The sequence below is a fragment of the Tautonia marina genome (assembly GCF_009177065.1).
In the GTDB taxonomy this organism is placed as follows: Bacteria; Planctomycetota; Planctomycetia; order Isosphaerales; family Isosphaeraceae; genus Tautonia; species Tautonia marina.
On sequence record NZ_WEZF01000029.1, the window covers coordinates 72,340 to 92,541 of the forward strand.

General features: G+C 64.6%; 20 protein-coding genes. 10 read left to right on the plus strand and 10 right to left on the minus strand.

What is annotated here, in order from left to right; genetic code table 11:
• The first annotated feature begins 2 nt into the window (after positions 1-2).
• The gene (locus tag GA615_RS25175) at positions 3-812 is read left to right on the plus strand and encodes an alpha/beta hydrolase (protein ID WP_152054107.1); all 810 of its coding nucleotides are present in this window, start codon (positions 3-5) and stop codon (positions 810-812) included.
• On the opposite strand, the gene GA615_RS25180 is transcribed toward GA615_RS25175, so the two are convergent.
• Positions 792-1,733: a DUF6065 family protein gene (locus GA615_RS25180; RefSeq protein WP_152054108.1), complete on the minus strand. Its 942-nt coding sequence runs from the start codon at positions 1,731-1,733 to the stop codon at positions 792-794. The genes GA615_RS25175 and GA615_RS25180 overlap by 21 nt on opposite strands.
• A 184-nt stretch (positions 1,734-1,917) precedes the next feature.
• Positions 1,918-2,427 carry a YciE/YciF ferroxidase family protein gene (locus GA615_RS25185; protein ID WP_152054109.1) on the minus strand — a complete coding sequence of 170 codons (510 nt, stop codon included), beginning with the start codon at positions 2,425-2,427 and terminating at the stop codon, positions 1,918-1,920.
• A gap of 545 nt (positions 2,428-2,972) precedes the next feature.
• On the opposite strand from GA615_RS25185, the gene GA615_RS25190 reads away from it, so the two are divergent.
• The 7 genes from GA615_RS25190 to GA615_RS25220 all read left to right on the plus strand — a co-directional run bounded on the left by GA615_RS25190 (position 2,973) and on the right by GA615_RS25220 (position 7,652).
• Complete coding sequence (locus GA615_RS25190; RefSeq protein ID WP_161602558.1) at positions 2,973-3,353, plus strand: group I truncated hemoglobin; 381 nt, start codon at positions 2,973-2,975, stop codon at positions 3,351-3,353.
• Between the two features lie 104 nt (positions 3,354-3,457).
• Complete coding sequence (locus GA615_RS25195; RefSeq protein WP_152054111.1) at positions 3,458-3,778, plus strand: hypothetical protein; 321 nt, start codon at positions 3,458-3,460, stop codon at positions 3,776-3,778.
• A gap of 264 nt (positions 3,779-4,042) precedes the next feature.
• On the plus strand, positions 4,043-4,285 hold the full coding sequence (locus GA615_RS25200) for a hypothetical protein (protein WP_152054112.1): 243 nt from the start codon (positions 4,043-4,045) through the stop codon (positions 4,283-4,285).
• Between the two features lie 460 nt (positions 4,286-4,745).
• Positions 4,746-5,300 (plus strand): hypothetical protein, encoded by a 555-nt coding sequence (locus GA615_RS25205; protein ID WP_152054113.1) that lies wholly within the window; start codon positions 4,746-4,748, stop codon positions 5,298-5,300.
• A 57-nt stretch (positions 5,301-5,357) separates the two neighbouring features.
• Complete coding sequence (locus GA615_RS25210; RefSeq protein WP_152054114.1) at positions 5,358-5,879, plus strand: hypothetical protein; 522 nt, start codon at positions 5,358-5,360, stop codon at positions 5,877-5,879.
• A gap of 154 nt (positions 5,880-6,033) precedes the next feature.
• Positions 6,034-6,441, plus strand: a complete 408-nt coding sequence (locus GA615_RS25215) for a hypothetical protein (RefSeq protein ID WP_152054115.1) — start codon at positions 6,034-6,036, stop codon at positions 6,439-6,441.
• Between the two features lie 398 nt (positions 6,442-6,839).
• Positions 6,840-7,652, plus strand: coding sequence for an all3515 family Zur-repressed PEP-CTERM protein (locus tag GA615_RS25220; RefSeq protein ID WP_152054116.1), 813 nt, complete (start codon positions 6,840-6,842; stop codon positions 7,650-7,652).
• A gap of 203 nt (positions 7,653-7,855) precedes the next feature.
• Here the strand turns inward: GA615_RS25220 and GA615_RS25225 are convergent, their stop codons facing one another.
• Positions 7,856-8,848: a peptidoglycan recognition protein family protein gene (locus GA615_RS25225; protein ID WP_152054117.1), complete on the minus strand. Its 993-nt coding sequence runs from the start codon at positions 8,846-8,848 to the stop codon at positions 7,856-7,858.
• 449 nt (positions 8,849-9,297) lie between these two features.
• On the opposite strand from GA615_RS25225, the gene leuS reads away from it, so the two are divergent.
• On the plus strand, positions 9,298-12,213 hold the full coding sequence (leuS, locus tag GA615_RS25230; RefSeq protein ID WP_152054118.1) for a leucine--tRNA ligase: 2,916 nt from the start codon (positions 9,298-9,300) through the stop codon (positions 12,211-12,213).
• 161 nt (positions 12,214-12,374) lie between these two features.
• Here the strand turns inward: leuS and GA615_RS25235 are convergent, their stop codons facing one another.
• Entirely contained in the window at positions 12,375-13,352 is a 978-nt protein-coding gene (locus GA615_RS25235) for a GDP-mannose 4,6-dehydratase (protein ID WP_152054119.1), read from the minus strand.
• 151 nt (positions 13,353-13,503) lie between these two features.
• A complete protein-coding gene (locus tag GA615_RS25240; RefSeq protein ID WP_152054120.1) occupies positions 13,504-14,106 on the minus strand; it encodes an HNH endonuclease in 603 nt (200 codons plus the stop codon).
• A 564-nt stretch (positions 14,107-14,670) separates the two neighbouring features.
• On the opposite strand from GA615_RS25240, the gene GA615_RS25245 reads away from it, so the two are divergent.
• Complete coding sequence (locus GA615_RS25245; RefSeq protein ID WP_152054121.1) at positions 14,671-15,924, plus strand: competence/damage-inducible protein A; 1,254 nt, start codon at positions 14,671-14,673, stop codon at positions 15,922-15,924.
• Positions 15,925-16,217: 293 nt separating this feature from the next.
• Here GA615_RS25245 and GA615_RS25250 read toward each other — a convergent pair whose 3' ends face one another.
• The 5 genes from GA615_RS25250 to GA615_RS25270 form a co-directional block, all read right to left on the minus strand.
• Positions 16,218-16,829, minus strand: coding sequence for a hypothetical protein (locus tag GA615_RS25250; protein WP_152054122.1), 612 nt, complete (start codon positions 16,827-16,829; stop codon positions 16,218-16,220).
• Positions 16,830-16,930: 101 nt separating this feature from the next.
• A complete protein-coding gene (locus tag GA615_RS25255) occupies positions 16,931-17,476 on the minus strand; it encodes a hypothetical protein (protein ID WP_152054123.1) in 546 nt (181 codons plus the stop codon).
• A 389-nt stretch (positions 17,477-17,865) separates the two neighbouring features.
• Complete coding sequence (locus tag GA615_RS25260) at positions 17,866-18,366, minus strand: hypothetical protein (RefSeq protein ID WP_152054124.1); 501 nt, start codon at positions 18,364-18,366, stop codon at positions 17,866-17,868.
• A gap of 255 nt (positions 18,367-18,621) precedes the next feature.
• Positions 18,622-19,197 (minus strand): hypothetical protein, encoded by a 576-nt coding sequence (locus tag GA615_RS25265; RefSeq protein ID WP_152054125.1) that lies wholly within the window; start codon positions 19,195-19,197, stop codon positions 18,622-18,624.
• A 390-nt stretch (positions 19,198-19,587) separates the two neighbouring features.
• Positions 19,588-20,133, minus strand: a complete 546-nt coding sequence (locus tag GA615_RS25270) for a tetratricopeptide repeat protein (protein WP_161602559.1) — start codon at positions 20,131-20,133, stop codon at positions 19,588-19,590.
• Between the last annotated feature and the right edge of the window lie 69 nt (positions 20,134-20,202).

Here is a 20,202-nt window from a genome sequence, read left to right on the forward strand (position 1 = left end):
TCATGACTCCCGAAACCTCCCGTCCTTCTGGTCCCCCCGGCGCGTGCCTCGTCCTGCACGGGCTCGGGGGTGGTCGTCACGAGTTCGAGCCGTTGCTTCAGGCCCTCTCCGCGGTCGGGATGCCGTTCGAGGCCCCCGTCTACCCCGGCCACGAAGGGCCCGGCCCGCACATGCCCCGGTCTTCCTGGCCCGAGTGGTTTGCGGTGGTCCAGTCGAGCTTTGACCGGCTCCAGGAATGCCACGGCTCGGTGGCCGTCATCGGTTTCTCGACCGGCGGCACCCTCGCCCTGCATCTGGCCGCCTCGGCTCCGGTCGATCGCCTCGCCCTGATGGCCCCCTTTCTGGCGATCCGTCATCGCTGGTACTACGGCTTCCGGCCCGAGGTATACCTCGGCACACTCGGTCGAATCATCCGAAGGGTGCCGCGCCGCCAGTCGGCCGTCTCCGATCCCGTCCGCCGCAAGGAGATCGAGCGGCTCCTCGCCTTCCAGACCTTCAATCTCGCCGCCGCTCGAAGCGCCGTCGCTCTCATCCGCCTCGTCCGCAACGAGGCCCACCGCATCACCGCGCCGACGCTCATCGTCCAGTCGCGCCGCGATGCGATCGTCGATCCGATCGGCGCGCAGTGGCTCGATCATCACCTCGGGACACCCGAGGCCGATCGTTCGCTCGTCTGGCTCGATCGCTCCGACCACCTCCTGGCCGTCGATGTCGAGCGCGAAACCGTCATCCGGCAGATCCTGGAATTCCTCGGGCTCGACCCCCAGGACGCTCGGGATGTCCTGCTGGACTCATCCCCGCTCCTCGGTTGAGGACGGGTCGGTGGTCGGTTTCGGCGACACCCCGCGACTCATCGGGCATCCTCCTTGGGGGATGGCAGTGGAGGAGGGCCTCGGGTGAGGCCCCTTGGCGATCGACCCTCCCGCGCTCCCCTCGTGCCGAATGAACGCTGCGGTACCCAGCGCGGTTTGATGCTCCTCGGCCCGATCCCCGGCCGGAAACTGACCGCGGTAGTAATCTTTTTGCCAGTCCTTGCGGTTGGCCTCGCTGCCCGGCACCCCGCGATCGACCAGAAATTCTCCCCGTTTCGCGTGCCAGTCGAAGTAGCTTGAGGCCAGCTCGGGCTCTTCGGCCAGATCGCGGACCTCGGGCTCGAACCGTTCGATCAGGCCCCTCGGATACGGCACGAGCTGGCAGATCGGCTCCCCTTCGTAAAAGGTCACCGTCTCATAAGGGCGTGTCAGCTTCCAGTTCATGGTGAAGGGGGCCGGGGTCCAGTCTGTCTCGACCAGTCCTTCGAGCGCCTGGATGCCGTCCTTCACGATGTTCGCCGGCCCTTTAACCCAGAGGTTGTACCCGGCGCTCGTCCGAAAGAGGTACGGCAGCTGGAACGTGATCACCCCCTCGCCAAAGTGGCTCTCGACGACCGACTCGGGGCCAAACGCCGCCGAGAAGCCGTGCTGCCCGTGCGGAACGAGGATCTGGATGTCGGTCGCCGCCGGGCCTCCGTTCCACATCAGGCTGAACGTGATCGGATTGCGCACCAGCCAGCCCGCCTGGTTCGCCATCACCAGCGGCAGGCATCGATAGGCAAACCGGCCGGCCGATTCGTCCATCCATCGCCGTCGCGGAGGCGCCGGGAACAGCGCCAGCTCAACCGGCCCATACCGTTCAAACGCAACGATCTTCAGGCGATCGTCACCCTTGCCCTGCGAGGGGTGGTCACCGTCCATGGTGCGTGCTCCGTTGGCCTTGGAGAGTCAGTCTCGATGGGCCGGATCGAGGAGGGACGCAGGCCGCCCGCGATCACGAACAGGGGCCGGGCGATCCTTCCATCCGGTGATCATGCCCCGGACCCGCTCCGGCGCGAAGGCCGATTCCTCGGCCGTTCGCACGCCGGACGCCGGGTCGAGCGCATCAATGGGCGGCCTTGACATTGATCGACGATTCGGCCATGTCGGTCAGCTTCTGATCGGTCGCTTTCTCCTCGTCCAGCGTTTCCTGGAGCAGCGTTGCCACCGAGTTGCTGCCGTTGCGAAGGGCAAAGTTGCGGGCACAGCCGTAGCCGGCGATCTCGTAATGCTCGACGCGCTGCGCCGCCGCGATCAGGGCCGCATCCTTGATCTCCGGGTCGCCCGATGCCTTGATCACCTCGTCCCCCTCCGAGATCAACCCTTTGATCGCGTCGCAGGTGACGGCCTTCGGGTCCTTGCCGAGCAGTTTGAACGCCTCTTCCAGACGCCGGACCTGCCCCTTGGTTTCCTTCAAATGATGCTCGAATCCCGCCTTGAGCTGCGGATCGGTCGCCGCGCCGGCCATCTTCGGAAGCGCCTTGGTCAGGCGTTGCTCAGCGTCGTACAGATCACCGAGCTGATCGCACAGCAGGTCTTCCATCGAGTTCAATTCCTTGGTTGAAAACAGTCCCATCAGTGTGGCTCCTTTCATCTCAACCGGTGCTTGGGAACCGATTGGCCCCTCTCGACACGCTGGGAGAGGCGCGGCCTCGTGGGCGTCACGATCGATCCCCCCCTGACCGTTCCCCGCAACCTTGATTCCGATTCCTCGACAATCCGGCCGGAAATTCCTTGCCCTCTGCAACGCAAAGGGCCTCCGGATCGAGAACCTGACCCGGCTTCCCCCCCTCGTCCCCGCGATGCGAGAGAGAGAGTGGCTGCAGGCCGGCTGAGGGGGCCACTACGACGCGCTCCACGCCGAGACGATCCGAACCCCCACCCTCACGACGTCCAGAAGGGGGCAGTCCCCTTCCCCCTCCCCCAGCCTCAAGCGCGAACAACCCACTCAAAACAAGCGCCGATCACCACGTTGCCTACACCCGTTGATTCCCGCTCCGATTGGTTTGCGGAATTGGCCCCGGTGCGCTACACTCATTGGATCAAGAGGCCGGAAGAACCTCGATTGACACCAAACCCTCCCCCGGCCTTTGCCAGCGACCTCGACCGGAGATGGCCCCGATGGGCGATGAGCCAACCCTGTATGAGCGGATCGGCGGCGCGGAGACCCTGAGCCGAGTGATCGACGACTTCTACGGTCGCGTAACCCGAGACCCGGACCTGAGCCCGTTCTTCCGCAAGACCTCGATGGACAAGCTCCGGAGCATGCAGCACGAATTCCTCGGTGCCGCGCTTGATGGGCCTCAGCAATACACCGGCCTTTCGCTCGCTCATGTTCACTCCGGCCTGGGCATTACCGTCCATCACTTCAACCGCTTCACCCAGCACCTGCTCGAAACCCTCCGCGACATGGGGGTTGCGGAGAAGGACATCGAACAGGTCATCTCTCGCATCAATCTCCACGTTCACGACATCGTGGGCGGGACCATCGCCACCGACTAACCGCCGAGTGCCCTTGATCGGCACGCAAGTTGCCCTACCCCTTTTTCATTGAACCGACGGGCCTGGGTTGCCCGTCTTGTTCCTCTTTGGAAAAGGATGGTGCCATGCGCATCAAGCGGGCGACCAATGACCTGGGACACAAGATCGCTTCCATCGCCGTCTGGTTGTTGGGAGTCGGCGTCATTCTCGCCATCTGGGGAGGGGTCTGGCTGGTCTATCTCTACCGCAACCCCCCCGAAGGCGAGGCCATTCTGTTTCTCGCCACCGGCATCCTGCTCTCCGGGCTCGACCTCAGCCTGATCGGGTTCTCCGCCGGGTTCATCGGCCGAGCCGCTCGTGAACCCTTCTCCCACGAGGGCGACCACGCCGATCGCGTCGCCGTCGCCACGCCCGACTGCGACGACAACGCTCCTGCCCGACACTGACTCTCAAGCACCTTCGCCTGAGTGTCTCGTGTCAGGAAATGAGGACGGGCTCCGAGTCCGCGAGGTGCCTGACCCATCTCCGGCAGAGGCGATCCGAGCAAACATCAACCGCTCGAACACCCGTCTCATTCGTCCGACGCGGCCCCTTCTCTGCCGCGATCGAGGCAAACCCATTCGGACATTCTCAACCCCCTCCCTCGCTCATGGGGGAGTCGGTTCCGCATCTCCACGGTCTCTGATCGTCTTTCCATCGAGGTTCAACCAATGCGCACCGATATCAGCGATCCTGAGGTCTCCTGGGCCGGCACGGCCCTGCTCGGCGTGACCGTCGGCTCGCTCCTGAGCATCTGGAGCGGACTCTGGCTCATCTTCCTGAACCGGAATCCCCCCGATCAGTCCGGCTGGACCTATCTCGCCACCGGAATCCTTCTCACCGGCCTCGCCTTTCTCATCGGAGGCATGGGCATGGGATTGCTCCGCCGCCAGACCGAACATCAGGCCGACTAGAGCGGCCTTTGCGTTCTCGGCACGACTCCCAGACCTCAACCCTCGCCCCCGTTTGCTCGCGGGGGAGAGGGTGGCCGCAGGCCGACTGAGGGGGAGGCTTGCAAAACCCCCGCGCTTGGCGATCCGAACCCCGACCCCTCCTCCCTCCCTCTCCCCGCTTAGCTGGATGGACCGAGGGGAAATGTCGCTGCAGGCCGGGTCAAGGCGTCCGAACTCAGCGTGAACCGCGACGAATCCGTGAGCCCAACTCGCTTCATGCCGAGCCTCTCAGATCAAACCCAACTGATTTCAGAGGACCGACACATTGGCATCTCGAATGAAGCTCGACCGGCCCTCCCTTCCCAAAGCACTCCGATCCCGAAAACATTCACCCGATCGAGGGACACGCAGGATCGAGCGCTTTACAATGAAGCCTGGTTGTTGAAATCACCACGATGTCCTCCTTGAGCTACTCGCCATCATGAACTCATGGCTTGATGCCCTGCTCCGCGTCGTTCTTGACCGTTCCATCGAGGAACTGTTCGGTGCGATTCTGTTGAGCCTGATACTCGCCACCGTCGGCGCCGCCCTGGGGCGCTGGCTCTGCCGATCCGGGAAGGATGCAATGGCCCGTCTCACCGGTGTCATGCTGGTGATGATCGTGATTGGCATGGGCGCGGGAGCAACCTTGATTCAATCGACCGTCCCCGACCAACCCCAGCTTTCGCACCAACCCAACGAGTTCCCGATCATGATGGGGCCCGCCGCCTTCCATCAAATGGTGATCGTCCTCGATGCCGACAACAACGGTCGCGTGGAGGCCGATGAACTGCGTAAGGCCGCAGTCGCCCTCGGAACCGAAGACCGGATTCCCTCTGCGTCGGCGGTCGATCCGTCTCGCCCGGCGCGCCCATCGTTTCCATCCGGTTCGTACGGTGCGGCCGGCCCCGGCGCTCCGGATCATCTCGTTGAGCCGGACGAGCCGCCCGACCCCGTCAGCAACGAACCCATCGACTCCCAGCCGACCGCCCCATAAGGGCCAGCCTTCCAGACCCGATCCGGTCCCATTTTTTTTTGCAATCGGAGTGATTTCATGCGTCCTGTTCGCCGTTCCACCCTCCATCGAGCCCTCATTCTGGGAGGAGTGACCGGACTTCGAGCCGCGCTCGGCCCGGCCCTGGTCTCCGCCTCTCGACGCTCCCGCAACCGAGAGCTGATGGCCCTCGCTTCACTGGGGGAGATGGTCGTCGATAAGCTCCCCCTGGTTCCCAGCCGAAGCAGTTTGCCGCTCTTGATTCCCCGAGCCCTTGCCGGCTACTGGGTGGGCCGCCAGGTTTCCGAGCAAGATCGGGTTCCCGACCCGAATCTCCCGCTGCTCAGTGCCACGGCCGCGGTGGGTGCCGCGCTGCTTGCTCCCACGATTCGATCGGCCCTTGGCACGGCCTTCAGGGTCCCCGACCCGGTACTCGGCGCGATCGAAGACGCGCTGGCCGTCTCGCTCGGTTCCCGGGCCGCCAGGCTCTCGCCGGAAGAACTCCAGGACCTGATGGTCGACTCTATCGCCTCGCTGCGGCAGTCCTTGCCCAGTACCGACACTCCCGCACTCCGCCGCTGACCCCCCACCCCCGCTCGGGGGGGCTCAGGCCGCGGGGCCGCGATCCCGCCCCCGCGACAGATCTTCGATCGGACACGCGAGTAATCCGTTGTGTGTGGGTGAGATAGCGATAATTCGGTTCAGCCCCTTGACGACGCCCCTCCTGGGCCGTGTAATGAGTCAGCCGAGAGCGGGCGGCCCGATCGGGATCGCCCCGTTTCCGGCGCATCGAACGCTCGCTCGCGTCACCTCCGGAATCGTTCGAGTGGTTTCCAGGCTCTCACGAATTCTGATGGGTTGCTCAATCTGGCTCGCCGGGGCGTTGGTCCTGGCCGGGCCGGGTTTGCATGGGATCACCCCGTGCGAACACGATGCCCACCACGATTCCGAGCCGGGGAATCGCCTTGGGGAGTCGGACGCCTGCCCGGTCTGCTCCCTCCTCGACCAGGGGATCTCTTCCCCCGAGCGACTCCGCTTCGAGGCTGTCGCCCCTCAGACCGACCGGGTCCACTTCTCCTTCGACCCCCCGCCCCCCGAGGTGCCGGCGCGCTCCCGTCTCCCGCGCTCCCCTCCTCGCGCCTGATCGGCCCATCTCGCCCGGGTTTCCTCGCGTTCGCGATCCGTCCCCCGAAGGGGCGTGCATCGCTATCCCGGGCCCGGGCCGCTTCACGCCCCGGGCTGCCTCATCGAGCGCCGCCCGAGATCTGATCGGCACGCCCCGGCCCCTCCCCCGTTCGGGGACGGGCTGACCGGGCGAACTCCGACGTCAACGGACCAGCGACCCCCCGTCCTGGCCCGCCTCGGGGTCGATACGACCCCGACCCGACGGCCTCGATCGACCTCGCCCCGTCTCCGGGAACTGCGGGGCCGATCGCCGTCCGCGCCGGGCGTGGCGAATTCGACCCGGCATCCGGCCCACCTCGACACGTCGCCGAGGGACCGGACACTCCATGCCACCTTTCTATATGAAGGAATGAAATTGTGAATGCTCGACACTTTATTGCGGCGAGCCTCGTCTCTCTCTTCCTCCTGGCCGTCGAGGCCCGGGCCGAGCAGATCGGCTACTACGTCGCCCGCGACGCCAACCCGACGAGCGGCGCGAATCCGAACCCGAACTTCGGCCGGCTCACCCTGCTGTACAATCACGGCGACCATTTCCACAGCATCGGCCGATTCGGCGGGGGGCCGAACCTACTCCCCGAGGCGAACCGCGGGAGACTGACCCTCTTCGCGGGGACCGGCGACATGGAGGGCCGATTCGTCAGCAAGCGTTACGACGACGGATCGCCGGCGGCCGAGTACAGCGACCTCCGCATCGGCTCCATCCGCAACCTGAGCGGGTTCGATCCCGGCTCACCGGAAGACATCCTCCTCACCAGCAGCAATTACCGCTGGGTGAGCGGCCCCGAACACCCCATCGAGGACCGTCGACTCTCGCTCGAGGGCTCCCTTCTAGCGCTCGAGGTGCTCTCCCTCTCCTCGGGTCTGAACGCTTCCATTGGGAACCAGGTCGCGTCGAGCGTGGGAGACATCCTCGAACTCGGGCCCGGGGACTCGTTCCTCGCGCATCTCAACTTCTTCACCGATCTCGGGATCGGTGGCCTGCAGGATCTCTCGGCCTCCTTCAGGCTGGTCGACCTGTCCACCGGCGGGACTCCGATCGGCGGTTCGGGCGAGTTCTTCTATCACATGGCGACCGTCCCCGAGCCGAGCACCATCGTCATGCTTGGCATCGGTCTCGCCGGGGCCCTCGCCGTCGGCTGGAGACGTCGCCGAACGTCCCCGGTCGCCTGATCGGCCGTCGGGCGATCTCGGCCGTCCTCCTTGACGGCCACTCACAACGCTCACATCCATCTCGGGCGTCCGGCCTCCTCCCCGGAGCCGGGCGTCCTCCGAGACCCCACTCAGCCAATCGACCAACCAGACCGACCTACTCATACGCTCACATCATCAGACTGCGATCAACTCGCGTTGCAACACCTCCGGCATCGCAACCATCAACGCGCCGCCGCGAGGCTCGGTCGGCCGAAAATCGCTTCGTCCGGGAAATGGGCACCAGGACAGACCGTCGGCGTCGCCGAGAACATCCCGTGGCTCCCCACGCGATCGCCGGGAATCGCGTAGCGTTCTTGCAGATAGGCAACGAGCGTCCGGGCGGCCTCGATCTGCTTCGGGGTTGGTCCGGTCGCTTCAAGGTCGCCGACCAGGCAGATGCCGATGCCGTACTCGTTGACGCTTGGGTGCTTGGCATCTCGGCAATGCGCGCCCGGCTTCTGATCCGACCAGCGCCGGGTAACCTCAATCATCCCGTCCTGGCTCTCGGTGCCATTGCCGATGATGAAATGATAACTGCACCCGTCGAGTCCGGCCCGCTCCCGGTGCTCCCTGTCGATCTGAGCGTAGCCTCCAGAGGCCGAGGCGCTGTGATGCACCACGATATATCGCCACGGCCGATCGGCCCGAGCCGGTTGCACCAGGTCGAGCGGATCATCGGCCATCGCCTGCACCTTCGATCGCAACTCGGACCGCGCGCTCACACGCGTCGCGGTCCGACCCGACTCATTCCGGGTCTGCGGCGGCAAGACCTGCGGCGGTTCCCCCACCTCCGACGGGATGGTTGACCCCTTGCTCGGTTGTGGCAACGGGGCCTGATCCTCCTCCAGCGGGCTGAGGTTCAGTTCCGGTTCGTTTGCCGGGCCGGGACCGGCCGGGGGAGAAACATACGGCCCGTACGTATCTTCGTACGCCGGGGGGACCGACGACGGCGGAGCCGCGTCGAATTCATACTCATAGGGCGTCGGGTCGGTGGGAATCACTGTGGCCGACGACGGGGCCGGTTCGACCAGCACGGGCTCGGAATTGAGAAACGTGGGCCGATAGCTTGATCGGCGATGTCGGCAGCCGACCATCGTGACCATTCCAACCGCCAGACCGAACACCATCAGACGGGTCAGGCGACTCGTTCGGAGCCTCTGCCATCGCGCGTCCATGATCGTGACCTCCAATCAAGAATTTCGATTTGTACCGCGGTGTGAAGTGCAAAAGGTGCTGAAGCAAGGGCGGTGCCGAGCGAAGCCAATCGGCCAGAAGCCGGCGGGGCACGCTCCTCGAATTCGTCTCAAGTCTACACGCCGTCGGGACGACGGGCCGATCGACCCCCCGAGATTTCTCGAAAAACCCTCAAGTCCCCCGCCAGACTCGACCGACGCCCCGTGTAACTCTTGCAAATCCTTCCACGCTCTGCCCGGTACAATCGACACATCCCCTCCAGCCCGATCGATCTCGCCCCGCCGCGCTGGTTTCAAACCCCTCCGGGCGGTATGCTATTGGATTCGATCACGACCCCCCGCCCGAACAATCGGCCCGACCCGCGCATCCCGCGGAACGCGACCCCGGCCGAACTTTTTTTCCGATCAGATCGCTCAGGAGACCGCGGTCGATGCCGGCCTACCACCCCCAGCGCATTGAGACGAAGTGGCAAGCCTTCTGGGACGCGCACGAAACGTTCCGCGTCGCCGACCTCGTCCCCGATCAGCCGAAGCTCTACATCCTCGACATGTTCCCCTACCCCTCCGGCGCCGGCTTGCACGTCGGCCATCCCGAGGGGTACACCGCCACCGACATCCTCTGCCGCTTCAAGCGCATGCGAGGCTTCAACGTCCTGCACCCCATGGGCTGGGACGCCTTCGGCCTGCCCGCCGAGCAGTACGCCATCCAGACCGGCACCCACCCCCGCATTACCACCCAGAAAAATATCGACACCTTCCGACGCCAGATCAAGGCTCTCGGCTTCTCCTACGACTGGTCCCGAGAGGTCGATACCACCGACCCCGACTACTACAAGTGGACCCAGTGGATCTTCCTCCAGCTTTACGACACCTGGTACGACCCCGACTTCTCCTGGACCGACCCCGAAGGCCGCTCCCGCGTCGGCAAGGGACGCCCCATCGCCGAGCTTCCCCTCCCCGACGGTTGCGCCGACCCTGATGCCTACCGCGATTCCAAACGCCTCGCCTACCGCGCCGAGGTTCCCGTCAACTGGTGCCCCGCCCTTGGCACCGTGCTTGCCAATGAAGAGGTCATCGACGGCAAGTCCGAGCGCGGCAATCACCCCGTCGTCCGCATGCCGCTGAAGCAGTGGATGCTTCGCATTACCGCCTATGGCGACCGACTCATCGAGGATCTCGACATCGTCGATTGGCCCCGCGCCATCAAGGACATGCAGCGCAACTGGGTCGGCCGTTCCGAGGGGGCCGAGGTCGACTTCAAGATCAAGCGCGGCGGCGACTTCGACAACTGGCGGCAGGCCCGACTGTCCTCGGGATGGCCCGAATCCGCCCCCGACGACGTGATCCGCGTCTATACGACCCGCCCCGACACCCTCTTCGGCGCGACCTACATGGTCCTCGCCCCCGAGCACCCGCTCGTCGATCGCCTCACCACCCCCCAGCAAGCCGACGCCGTCGCCCAGTACCGTCAGCAGGCCGCCGCCAAGAGCGACCTCGACCGCACCGACCTGGCCAAGACCAAGACCGGCGTCTTCACCGGCGGCTTCGCCGTCAACCCCGCCAACGGCGAGCCCGTGCCCGTCTGGATTGCGGATTATGTCTTGATGGGCTACGGCACCGGCGCCATCATGGCCGTTCCGGCCCACGACGAACGCGATATGGAATTCGCTAAAGTCTTCAACTTGCCAATTAGTCCGGTAGTCATGCCGCCCGACGAATGGCTCTACCAGAACGCCCCTAAAGGCTCTACAAATCTCATTGCAGACATAAAAACGTCTTATTTGAGTGATCCTGGGGCCTTCTGCAGATTTGACCAGGCTTATTCCGGGAATGGAGAGGCCGTTAACTCCAGGAATCCCGAGATCACCCTCGACGGCAAGGGGACCGAGACCGCCAAGGCCACCATAACCCGCTGGCTCGAATCGGTCGGCCTCGGTCGTAAAACCATCAACTACAAGCTCCGCGACTGGCTCTTCAGCCGACAGCGCTACTGGGGAGAACCGTTCCCCATCCTCCTCGACCGCGACGAGCGCCCCCGCCCCGTCCCCGAGGCCGATCTCCCCGTCCGCCTCCCTGAGATGGACGACTTCAAGCCGTCCACCAGCGGCAAGCCCGAGCCCCCCCTCGCTAAGGCAACCGACTGGGTGAACTATTCCGACGCCTATCTCCGCGAAACCAACACCATGCCCCAGTGGGCCGGGTCGTGCTGGTACTACCTCCGCTACATCGACCCGAAGAATTCCGATCGCCCCTGGGACCCCGAGAAAGAGCGCTACTGGATGCCTGTCGATCTCTACGTCGGCGGCGCCGAGCACGCGGTCCTGCACCTGCTCTACTCCCGCTTCTGGCACAAGGTCCTGTTCGATCGCGGCCTCGTTTCCACCGCCGAGCCGTTTCAGCGCCTCGTCAACCAGGGAATGATCCTCGGCGAGACCGAGTACACCGCCTTTCAGGACGAATCCGGCCGGACGTTCTCGACGTCGGTCGTTTCCGAGATCGACGGCGGCCACGTTGCCCAGGACGGCGACACCCTTCGCCCCGTCGTTCCCATCAAGCTGCCAGAGGACCGCGTCACCAAAAAGGGAGACAGCTTCGTTCTCGCCGATGACGATTCCATCCGCGTCGATGCCCGCGCCCACAAGATGTCTAAGAGCCGCGGCAACGTCATCAACCCCGACGAGGTCATCGCCGACTACGGCGCCGACAGCCTCCGACTCTATGAAATGTTCATGGGTCCGCTTGAAGCCACCAAGCCCTGGAGCATGAAGGGGGTCGAGGGCGTTTACCGCTTCCTCGGCCGCGCCTGGCGGATGATCGTCGATGACAAATCCGACGACATCCAGCTCGCCTCTCAGGTCCAGGACGTGCCGCTCGACCCCGAGGCTGCGAAAGTCGTCGCCCGCACCGTTTCCGGCGTGACCGACGACCTCGAAGCCATGCGCTTCAACACCGCCATCAGCAAGCTCATGGAGTTTGTCAACGTCTTCACCAGCCGCGACGTTCGCCCGAAGGCCGCGATGGAGACGTTCACCCTTTTGCTCGCTCCGATGGCCCCTCATCTCGGCGAGGAACTCTGGCAGATCCTCGGCCACGACCAGACGCTCTCCTACGAGCCCTGGCCCACCTTCGACCCCGCCTTGCTCGTCGACAACGAGGTTGAGATCCCCGTCCAGATCAACGGCAAGATCAAGGCCCGCCTCGTCGTCCCCGTCCAGGCCGACAAGGACGCCCTCGAATCCCTCGCCCGCGCTGACGCTCGGATCGCCTCCCTCCTCGAAGGCAAGACGATCCGCAAGGCTATCGTCGTTCCCGGCAAGCTCGTCAACTTCGTCGTCTCCGGCGGTTGATCCCTTCGCCGCCCCCTTCCCCCTCTCCCCGCGAGCGGGGAGAGGGCCGGCGTGAGGGGTCCGCGCGGTCGCCTCTCAGCCTTGCCCTTCCTTCCAACCTCTTCAAACCAATCAATCCCCGATTTCCCATCAAGGATCGGGATCGAGGGGCGGAGCCTCCCCTACTCGATCGGCCCCCTCGGCCGTTCCGCCTCGGCCCGCACATCCGCCAGAATTTGCCCCAGGTTCCGGGTCGGGGTATAGCCGATCAACCGCTGGATCTTCTCCAGGCTCGGCACCCGGCGCACCATGTCCTCAAAGCCAGACGTGTACGCCTCGTCATAAGGAATCGTCCGAATCTCGCTCCGGCCGCCGGTCAGGTCTCGGATGCGCTCGGCTAACCCGAGAATCGACACTTCCTCATCATTGCCGACGTTGAACACCTGCCCCCGAGCCTCGGGGTGATGGATCAACTGCACCAGGGCCTCGACCACGTCCTTCACGTGGGCGAAACACCGCGTCTGCCGGCCGGTGCCGTAAACCGTCAGCGGTTCGCCTGCAATCCCCTGCGCCATGAACCGAGGAATCACCATCCCGTACCGGCCGGTCTGCCGCGGCCCGACCGTGTTGAACAGCCTTGCCACCACCACCGGCAACCGCGCCTCGTGCCAGTGGGCCAGGGCCAGAAACTCGTCGAGCATCTTCGCCCCGGCATAGGCCCAGCGGCGGGTCGTACTCGGGCCGAGCACCACGTCATCATCTTCTCGGAACGGGATCCGCTCACTCTTGCCGTATACCTCGCTCGTCGAGGTCAACAGCATCGGCCGCCGATACCGCGCGCAGCACCGCAAGATCACATCGGTCCCATTGACAATCGTTTCGATCGTCTTCACCGGCTCGTCCACCACCAGCCGCACCCCGACGGCGCTGGCCAGGTGAAACACCGCCTGACACTCGGTGATGCAACGCTCGACCACCTCCGGCTCGGTAACGCTCGCCACCCGTAGCTCGAACCCCGGACGCCCTTCCAGATGCGCCACGTTGGCAAACCGCCCGGTGCTCAGGTCGTCCAGCGCCAGCACGGAATGACCATCATCGAGCAATCGCTCGCAAAGGTGGCTGCCGATAAAGCCGGCGCCGCCGGTGACCAGATAGTTCATGGATGGACCGGGTTCCTGGGGACGATCGTTCGGCGGGTCGGTCGGCCGTCATCGGCAACCCTTCGCCTCGCCATCACGTCCCGGATGAGTCATGGCATCGGGCCTGCGCCTCGGGACACTCCCCAGACGCAAGGCCCGGTCAACGTCGCCGTCATTCCCCCTCGTCGAGGGCCACGTTCCAGTACGCCTCGCTCACGAAGCGTGACCAGCTTTCAATCCGCATCGTCGAATAGGCGTACAGCGGTCTCCACTCGGGCCGGAACGGCTTCTTGCGGAGCTTCATCTGTGCCTGCTCGGGCGTGCGGTTGGCCTTGCGAGAATTGCAGGCCACGCAGGCCAGTACGCAATTTTCCCAGGACGAAACACCCCCCTGCGCCCTCGGCAACACGTGGTCGATCGTCAGTTCCGACGACCCCGGCCGTGATCCGCAGTACTGGCAGGTCGAGTGATCGCGCTTGAAAATGTTGCGTCGGCTGAAGGTCACGGTCGACTCGCGATACCGGTCGTAATGCGACAGCGTCACAACCTCCGGCACGCGCATGCGGAACGTCACGGCCTGGATGAACGGCTCGTCGTCCCGAGGTTTCAACCGGGCCCAGTCGGCCCAGTCGTAGAGTCGGAAATCGTCGGGGTCGACGACGCGGGCCGACTCGTTCCACAGCATCACCAACGCCCGAGACACTGAGGCCACATTCACCGGTTGCCAGTTCCGGTTCAGGACCAGGGTCGGGCGATCAAGGACAGCGGCGCTCATCTTGGGTGGGCCTCCCCCGACTCGGCGGGACCGGGTTCGCGGGACGAATCTCGGTCGAACCCCAAGCGGGGGGCTCGACGCTCCCGAGGCTGGGCGGACGCAGGGCAGTCGACCCCTTCGGGTCGCCATACTATTATGACACGACGTCCAACCCTGTTCGCAACCTCGTTACCCTGCGACACCCCCAACCGCACCCCCGGTTCACCCTTTTTCTCACAAAAACCTTGAGAAATCCGCGGCCTTCGTTCCTCCCGATCCCTCGCGAAATTCTCGTGAAGAACCCGTCAAGCTTGTCCCAGACCTCCCAGACACCCCTCCGAGGCTCGTGATTGCGTGCGAGTGTTCGCCCATGCTTCGGACGGGCGAGTCCTCAACCTCCACCCCGCCGACTCCCTCTCCCCTCGACGGTCGGTACCCCTCGGCCGAACCGATTTCCCCCCTTTTTTTTGAAATCGCTCGCGCCCTGCCATTTGTACGGGCCAATTTTTCAGAACGATCCGTCCCCGACCTCCCGGAACCCGTCGAACCCCGAACCCTTTGTTCCCCCCTCCCGAGTCTCATCCCATGCATGCCGAACTCCTGATGATCGGAAGCGAGCTGATCAGCGGCGCGAAGCTCGACACCAACGGCCAGTGGCTCTGCGACCGCCTTGCCTCGCTCGGCATTCCCGTCCGGTTCTCGACCCTGCTGGGAGACGACCTCGACGACAACGTCGCCGCCTTCGCCCTGGCCATCTCCCGATCCGATCTGGTCGTGACCAGCGGCGGCCTCGGCCCGACCCAGGACGACCTGACCCGCGAGGCTCTCGCCCGAGCCGCCGGCGTCGGCCTCGTTCAGGATGACCAGGCCCTCGGCATGATCGAGGCCCTCTTTGCCCGCCGCAACCGCGAGATGCCCGACCGCAACCGCATCCAGGCCCTCATCCCCGAAGGCTCCTCGATCCTCCCGAACCCGATCGGCACCGCCCCCGGCATCTGGATGAAGACCGGCATCGCCCACGTCGCCTGCCTTCCCGGCGTCCCCCGAGAGCTGAAGGCGATGTTCGATGAGGAACTCGCCCCCCGCCTCCGCGCCGTCGGCCTGGCCGGTCGGGTGATCGTCAACCGCGTGATCAACCTGTTCGGCCTCGGCGAATCCGACGTCGAGGCCCAGGCCCCCGACCTCACCGCCCGCGGCCGCATCCCCGAGGTCGGCATCACCGCCTCCGACGCCACCATCAGCTTCCGAATCCGCGCCGAGGGGGCCGACGAGGCCGAGGCCCTCGCCCTCATGCAGCCCACCATCGACGCCATCTACGAGCGCTTCGGCGACCTTATCGTCGGCGAAGGCTCCGACGACGTGGCCGAGGCCGTTGTTTCACTCCTGCAATCCCAGGGCAAGACCCTCGCCGTCGCCGAGTCCTGCACCGGTGGCCTCATCGCGCACCGCCTGACCCGTATCCCCGGCGTCAGCCCCGTCTTTCCCGGCGGCATCGTCTCCTACGCCAACGAGGCCAAGACCTCCCTGCTCGACGTCCCCGCCGATCTGATCGACTCCGTCGGCGCCGTCAGTGCCGAGGTGGCCGAGGCGATGGCCCTCGGCGTCCGCCGCCGCTTCGGAGCCGACCTCGGCCTCTCCGTCACCGGCGTCGCCGGCCCCACCGGCGGCTCCCCCGACAAGCCCGTCGGTCTCGTCTACGTCGGCCTCTCCCTCGACGACCACACCCTCCACCGCCGCCTCTCCCTCGGCCCCGAGCAGCCCCGCCCCGTCATCCAGAGCCGCTCCGCCAAGCACGCCCTCAACTTCGCCCGCCTCGGCCTCCTCGGGAAAACACCCTGATCTCCCCTCCCCGTCCTCGTCTTCCCATCGCGAACACCTGATCCTTCCTTGAAGCCGTCATCACCTTCGCCAGAATCGACCCCTCCCCCTCTCCCCGCGAGCGGGGAGAGGGCCGGGGTGAGGGGCCCGGGCTGGATCGTCAGGCGAGGCGTCTGACCTTCGTCGGGTCGCACGCCAAACGGTCAGGATCTCGACCCGACGCTGCGGCGGGTGGCTCGGGGCATCTTGCTCCCAGCCAACCCGCCGGCGAGTCATCCGGTCGATCTGGCATCACTCGCGGGGTTCAAGAGTTCCTATCGGCCCCGCTCGAACTCGATCGTCCCTTCGCCAAACCAGGTGTAACCAATCGCGAGGGGCGGGTTGTCGGGATCGTTCAGAGCGAACGATTCCGTGATTGCGATCATATCAAAGCTGCCGCCGACGACATGCTCGAAGCGTCCCGTACTCGCGCCCAAGATCGGGGTAAACTCTGCGATGAAGATCGCGAACACCTTTCCGGGATGGCCCGCGTCGGGGAACAACTGGACGATTCCGGGACTGTACTCCCCGTTCCCTCGACCGTAGTCATAGAGAAGTTCGTCACCATTGGCCGCCACGAAAAGGGTCGGACGTGAATTGTCGAACTCGGCCGCAAGGATGGAGCCCGGCAGGATCCGCGGGTCATCGGGATCTGCAAGGCGGAGCGGACGGACCCAACCCAGGCCGTCATGTCGACCCAGAAGGGTCGCCTGACCTTCGATCGTGTGCGGCGCTTCCTCGCCAGGTGCTGGGAAAAATGCGAGGACGCCACCCCCGCGAATCTTGAACGGTTGGACTTGTGCTTCCGCGTGATCGCTGGCCGAAACCGCAACGAACAGCACGATCATCGGCATCACGGGGAAGCTGCTGCAGAACGCTCGAATCATGAGATGTCTCCCTAGGTACTATGGTTGATCCGCGTGTTCGGCGGGGTGGCTGGGGTCAGGAGAACCAGCCACCCCGCCGCACATCGCCGAAAAAATGGCGATTATGGATTGATCGTTCCAACTTGCGTGTAAGTTGCGATGGCCGAATCCGCCGTCAGGGGCGTGGGTTCGGATTCGAAGCACGTCTGCAGGCTACCGGTTGCGTTCTCGTATCGGCCAGTGCCGCCTACAACCGTGAACTGGCCATCTCCGGAGAAGACAGCCAGGGCCGTAGCCTTGTCGATGACGATCGTAAACTCTGCAACCCACGTGCAATGAATCTGGCCGCCGCGGCCAATGATGATCTGGAGCTCTCGATTGCCGAAGTAAGGATTGGGGCCCTGTACTCCTTCGAATTGGATAATCTCAATTTCATTGTCTTCGAAGACGGTCTCGGGGACCGAATTAGGACGGATCGAACCGGTTTGCAATGCGACTCCATTGAATTCGCTGAACTGCTTGGCGATCAATGGCACGTCTTCGAGGTTGGAGAGGAACCCTTGCAAATTCGAGAACCTCACCACGCCGACCGCGTCGTACTCGGCCCCAGAGGCACCAGAGCACAACAGAACCGACATCACCGCTATGGATGTAAGATGTCTGAGCATAATTGCCTCCTTAAGATTTGCTGATAGTCTCGAACGTAGTTTAACGTGTTCGGCTGCATCGTGCGCGGGTGGCCCCGGTTGCTCGCCAACCGGGGTCGCGGAGCGACGAGAGGTGATGAGGCGGCGTCCCGCAATCTCTTGCGGCTGCGCCGCCCCGGTTGGCGAGCAACCGGGGCCACCCGCGGTCTCCCTGGTTCCAGTGGTGAATCCGCGTGTTAGGCGACCGACCGACCAGGCCCGCCACGAGCCAGCCCTGAAGCCCACCCGAGCCGCGGCGGACCGGGTCCGCTGCAGCGCGAAGAGCGGTTACGTGGTTTTCGCGGTGACAAGTCAACCGGGACGCAACAACCTTAGACCCGGCGACCCGCTGGCCCCTGACCTTTCAACACTTAATAGCAAATGAACCCATCGAACTCCACAACGGCCAGCACTTGGTCTCCGATGGGGAAGGCGACGGCCTGATAGCCGGCCGAACCGCTGGCATTGGCGAACCGGCCGGTCCCGCCCGTGAACTCGTACGGCCCCTCAGCCAGCAACGTGCCGCCGGGGCCGGGCTCGAACGAACCGCTGAATTTCAAGGAAAGCGTATCGCCGTTGGCGGCCGTGAAGACGATCTCCCCCTCGAATTCGGTCAGCTCTGCATTCGTGTAGCAGAGCACTTCCTGACGGGTGAACCGGCCGAGGTGCGTGGCATTGCCGGTCCAGAACGCGGTGAACCCGCCGAAGGGGCAGTCCTCGCTGGGCTCGATAAGCCCGGTCACCAACCCCTCCGCGTTGCCGCGGAACGGCCGGGGCTGGTCATTCGCCGTGGCTTCTGGGGCGATCAGAGTTAATCCGACCAGCAGCAGGGCCAGGGCGGTGAAGCCACGGACAAGTGTTCGCGTCGTCATGGTGAATAAGTCCTCAATCGGTGCAGCGCAACACAACAAGAAACGGAGAAGCCGCCGAACGTGGCGTGACGCGAACGCTGACGGCCGGGTGGCTGAGGTCCTTCTGACCCCAGCCCGCGTCGGAACGGATCGGGACGACTGGGGTCGAGACGACCCCGGCCGACTCGCCGGGTCCGCTGCACCGCGAGGTGAAGCGGATCAGTCAACTTATGAAATTGCTTGCAAATACGTGGGAAGATATCCCGCCGCTGCGGCTCAGTTGCCGCCGACCACGAGAGGACCCTCCCCGGTCCAGGTGTACTGCACCTCGGTGTCACCCGGAGAGAAGACCTCCGTCCAGGCAGACATGAGGAATGAGCCGCCTCGAATTCGCTTGAAGCGCTTCGTGGACGCCTCCGGGACGGGCGTAAACTCCGCCAGGAAGAAGGCAAGATACCTGTCCTCCCCGACTTGGAAGAGCGTCACACCGAGCCCCGGTGACGTCGCATCGTAGTGGAACGCCTGTGTTCCCTTGTCGGATTGAAACAGGATGATCGGCGGATCGTCGGCGTTCTCGAACGGGATCGCATCCTCCCCCGGAACAGCCTCGTCGAAGAGCACCTCCAGCGTACTCCTCGTCGTCTGGTAGACCCCCAATCCGGTCGCCGTGCCAATGGCGTCGAATTCGAGGAACGGGTCCTGCGGGGACGGCGGCAGCGGATCGTAGATCGTCCCCACCCCGGTCACGACGAAGGGAATCTCACTCTGAGCATCAACCGGCGCGGTGAATCCCAGGGGAACCAGAATCGTCGCGAGCAGCATCAACGCTCGCCGCAGCTTGGCACCATCCATTCACAAACCTCCTCGTTGAGGACGAATCACCCTCAGATCAGGCGAGTCCTCCTTCGGATCGCCCGTCCGAGTCCAGCTTGGCAGGTGGTCGCCCGATGATCGGGCAGACTCCCTACTGATCAATCCTGCAAAACGGGGAGGAAGGTTACAGGGCGTTCAGAAATTTGTTCGATCATGGCAAAGAGTGAGATCCCCATTCGTCACGGGTACCGGGACAATGCCCGGAACCGCCGGGTGCCACTGGCTTTAGCAGTGCCGAGCCGAACCGGAGCACTGGCAGAGCCCGTGGCACCCGGACATCAGCACCATTCATCCGCCAGTGCCACCCCGCCGCCTCACCCCGAAATGACCGCAGAGGTCTTGAGCGCCGTGAGGCGACGGGCCACGGCGTTACCGGGGGGATTGCTGAATGCAAGACGCTGCAATGGACTCGCCCTTTCGCGCCTCCTCGAAGTCCGGATTGAGTTCGAGTGCGAGCCGAAAGACAGCCAATGCCATGAGGTAACCGCGGTGCTCTTCTTGAGTTCGACCCGCATCTCGGTCGCGGACCGCGGCGGTCATGATGGAGCCGCCGAAGTTGTAGACCTCGATCGCCGCGTTTCGTGCGTAGTGAGGGTCGGCGGCGAGCTCAACGGCCCTGAGGGTGGATTGGCGCGCGGCGGAGATCTCGCCGAGCTCAATCTGGCAGAGGCCGAGCTGGCGAAAGAACTCGGGCGTGTTGGGCTCGATCTTCGTGGCTTCCACGAACGCTTCGGCCGCGGCACCGGGATCGCCGAGTTGAGCGTGGGCCATTCCTTTACCACCCCAGGCACCCGGATGACGAGGTTCGAGGCGAATCGCCTCGTCGAAGTGAGCGATGGCTTGCCTATCGAGCTCCGCGGCGAGATCCGCGTTGCCTTGCTCGCGCGCCCTTTGCGCCTTGAGCGAGCAGGTCACGCCCTCGTTGAAGCTCCGGAAGCCAGGTGTTTTGGTAGGCACGATGTTTTCCCCGCCGCCTCATCTTGA

Coding starts and splice junctions, on each gene's coding strand:
- GA615_RS25175 (WP_152054107.1), top strand. CDS start 3: ATGACTCCCGAAACCTCCCGTCCTTCTGGTCCCCCCGGCGCGTGCCTC.
- GA615_RS25180 (WP_152054108.1), bottom strand. CDS start 1,733: ATGGACGGTGACCACCCCTCGCAGGGCAAGGGTGACGATCGCCTGAAG.
- GA615_RS25185 (WP_152054109.1), bottom strand. CDS start 2,427: ATGGGACTGTTTTCAACCAAGGAATTGAACTCGATGGAAGACCTGCTG.
- GA615_RS25190 (WP_161602558.1), top strand. CDS start 2,973: ATGGGCGATGAGCCAACCCTGTATGAGCGGATCGGCGGCGCGGAGACC.
- GA615_RS25195 (WP_152054111.1), top strand. CDS start 3,458: ATGCGCATCAAGCGGGCGACCAATGACCTGGGACACAAGATCGCTTCC.
- GA615_RS25200 (WP_152054112.1), top strand. CDS start 4,043: ATGCGCACCGATATCAGCGATCCTGAGGTCTCCTGGGCCGGCACGGCC.
- GA615_RS25205 (WP_152054113.1), top strand. CDS start 4,746: ATGAACTCATGGCTTGATGCCCTGCTCCGCGTCGTTCTTGACCGTTCC.
- GA615_RS25210 (WP_152054114.1), top strand. CDS start 5,358: ATGCGTCCTGTTCGCCGTTCCACCCTCCATCGAGCCCTCATTCTGGGA.
- GA615_RS25215 (WP_152054115.1), top strand. CDS start 6,034: ATGAGTCAGCCGAGAGCGGGCGGCCCGATCGGGATCGCCCCGTTTCCG.
- GA615_RS25225 (WP_152054117.1), bottom strand. CDS start 8,848: ATGGACGCGCGATGGCAGAGGCTCCGAACGAGTCGCCTGACCCGTCTG.
- leuS (WP_152054118.1), top strand. CDS start 9,298: ATGCCGGCCTACCACCCCCAGCGCATTGAGACGAAGTGGCAAGCCTTC.
- GA615_RS25235 (WP_152054119.1), bottom strand. CDS start 13,352: ATGAACTATCTGGTCACCGGCGGCGCCGGCTTTATCGGCAGCCACCTT.
- GA615_RS25240 (WP_152054120.1), bottom strand. CDS start 14,106: ATGAGCGCCGCTGTCCTTGATCGCCCGACCCTGGTCCTGAACCGGAAC.
- GA615_RS25245 (WP_152054121.1), top strand. CDS start 14,671: ATGCATGCCGAACTCCTGATGATCGGAAGCGAGCTGATCAGCGGCGCG.
- GA615_RS25250 (WP_152054122.1), bottom strand. CDS start 16,829: ATGATTCGAGCGTTCTGCAGCAGCTTCCCCGTGATGCCGATGATCGTG.
- GA615_RS25255 (WP_152054123.1), bottom strand. CDS start 17,476: ATGCTCAGACATCTTACATCCATAGCGGTGATGTCGGTTCTGTTGTGC.
- GA615_RS25260 (WP_152054124.1), bottom strand. CDS start 18,366: ATGACGACGCGAACACTTGTCCGTGGCTTCACCGCCCTGGCCCTGCTG.
- GA615_RS25265 (WP_152054125.1), bottom strand. CDS start 19,197: ATGGATGGTGCCAAGCTGCGGCGAGCGTTGATGCTGCTCGCGACGATT.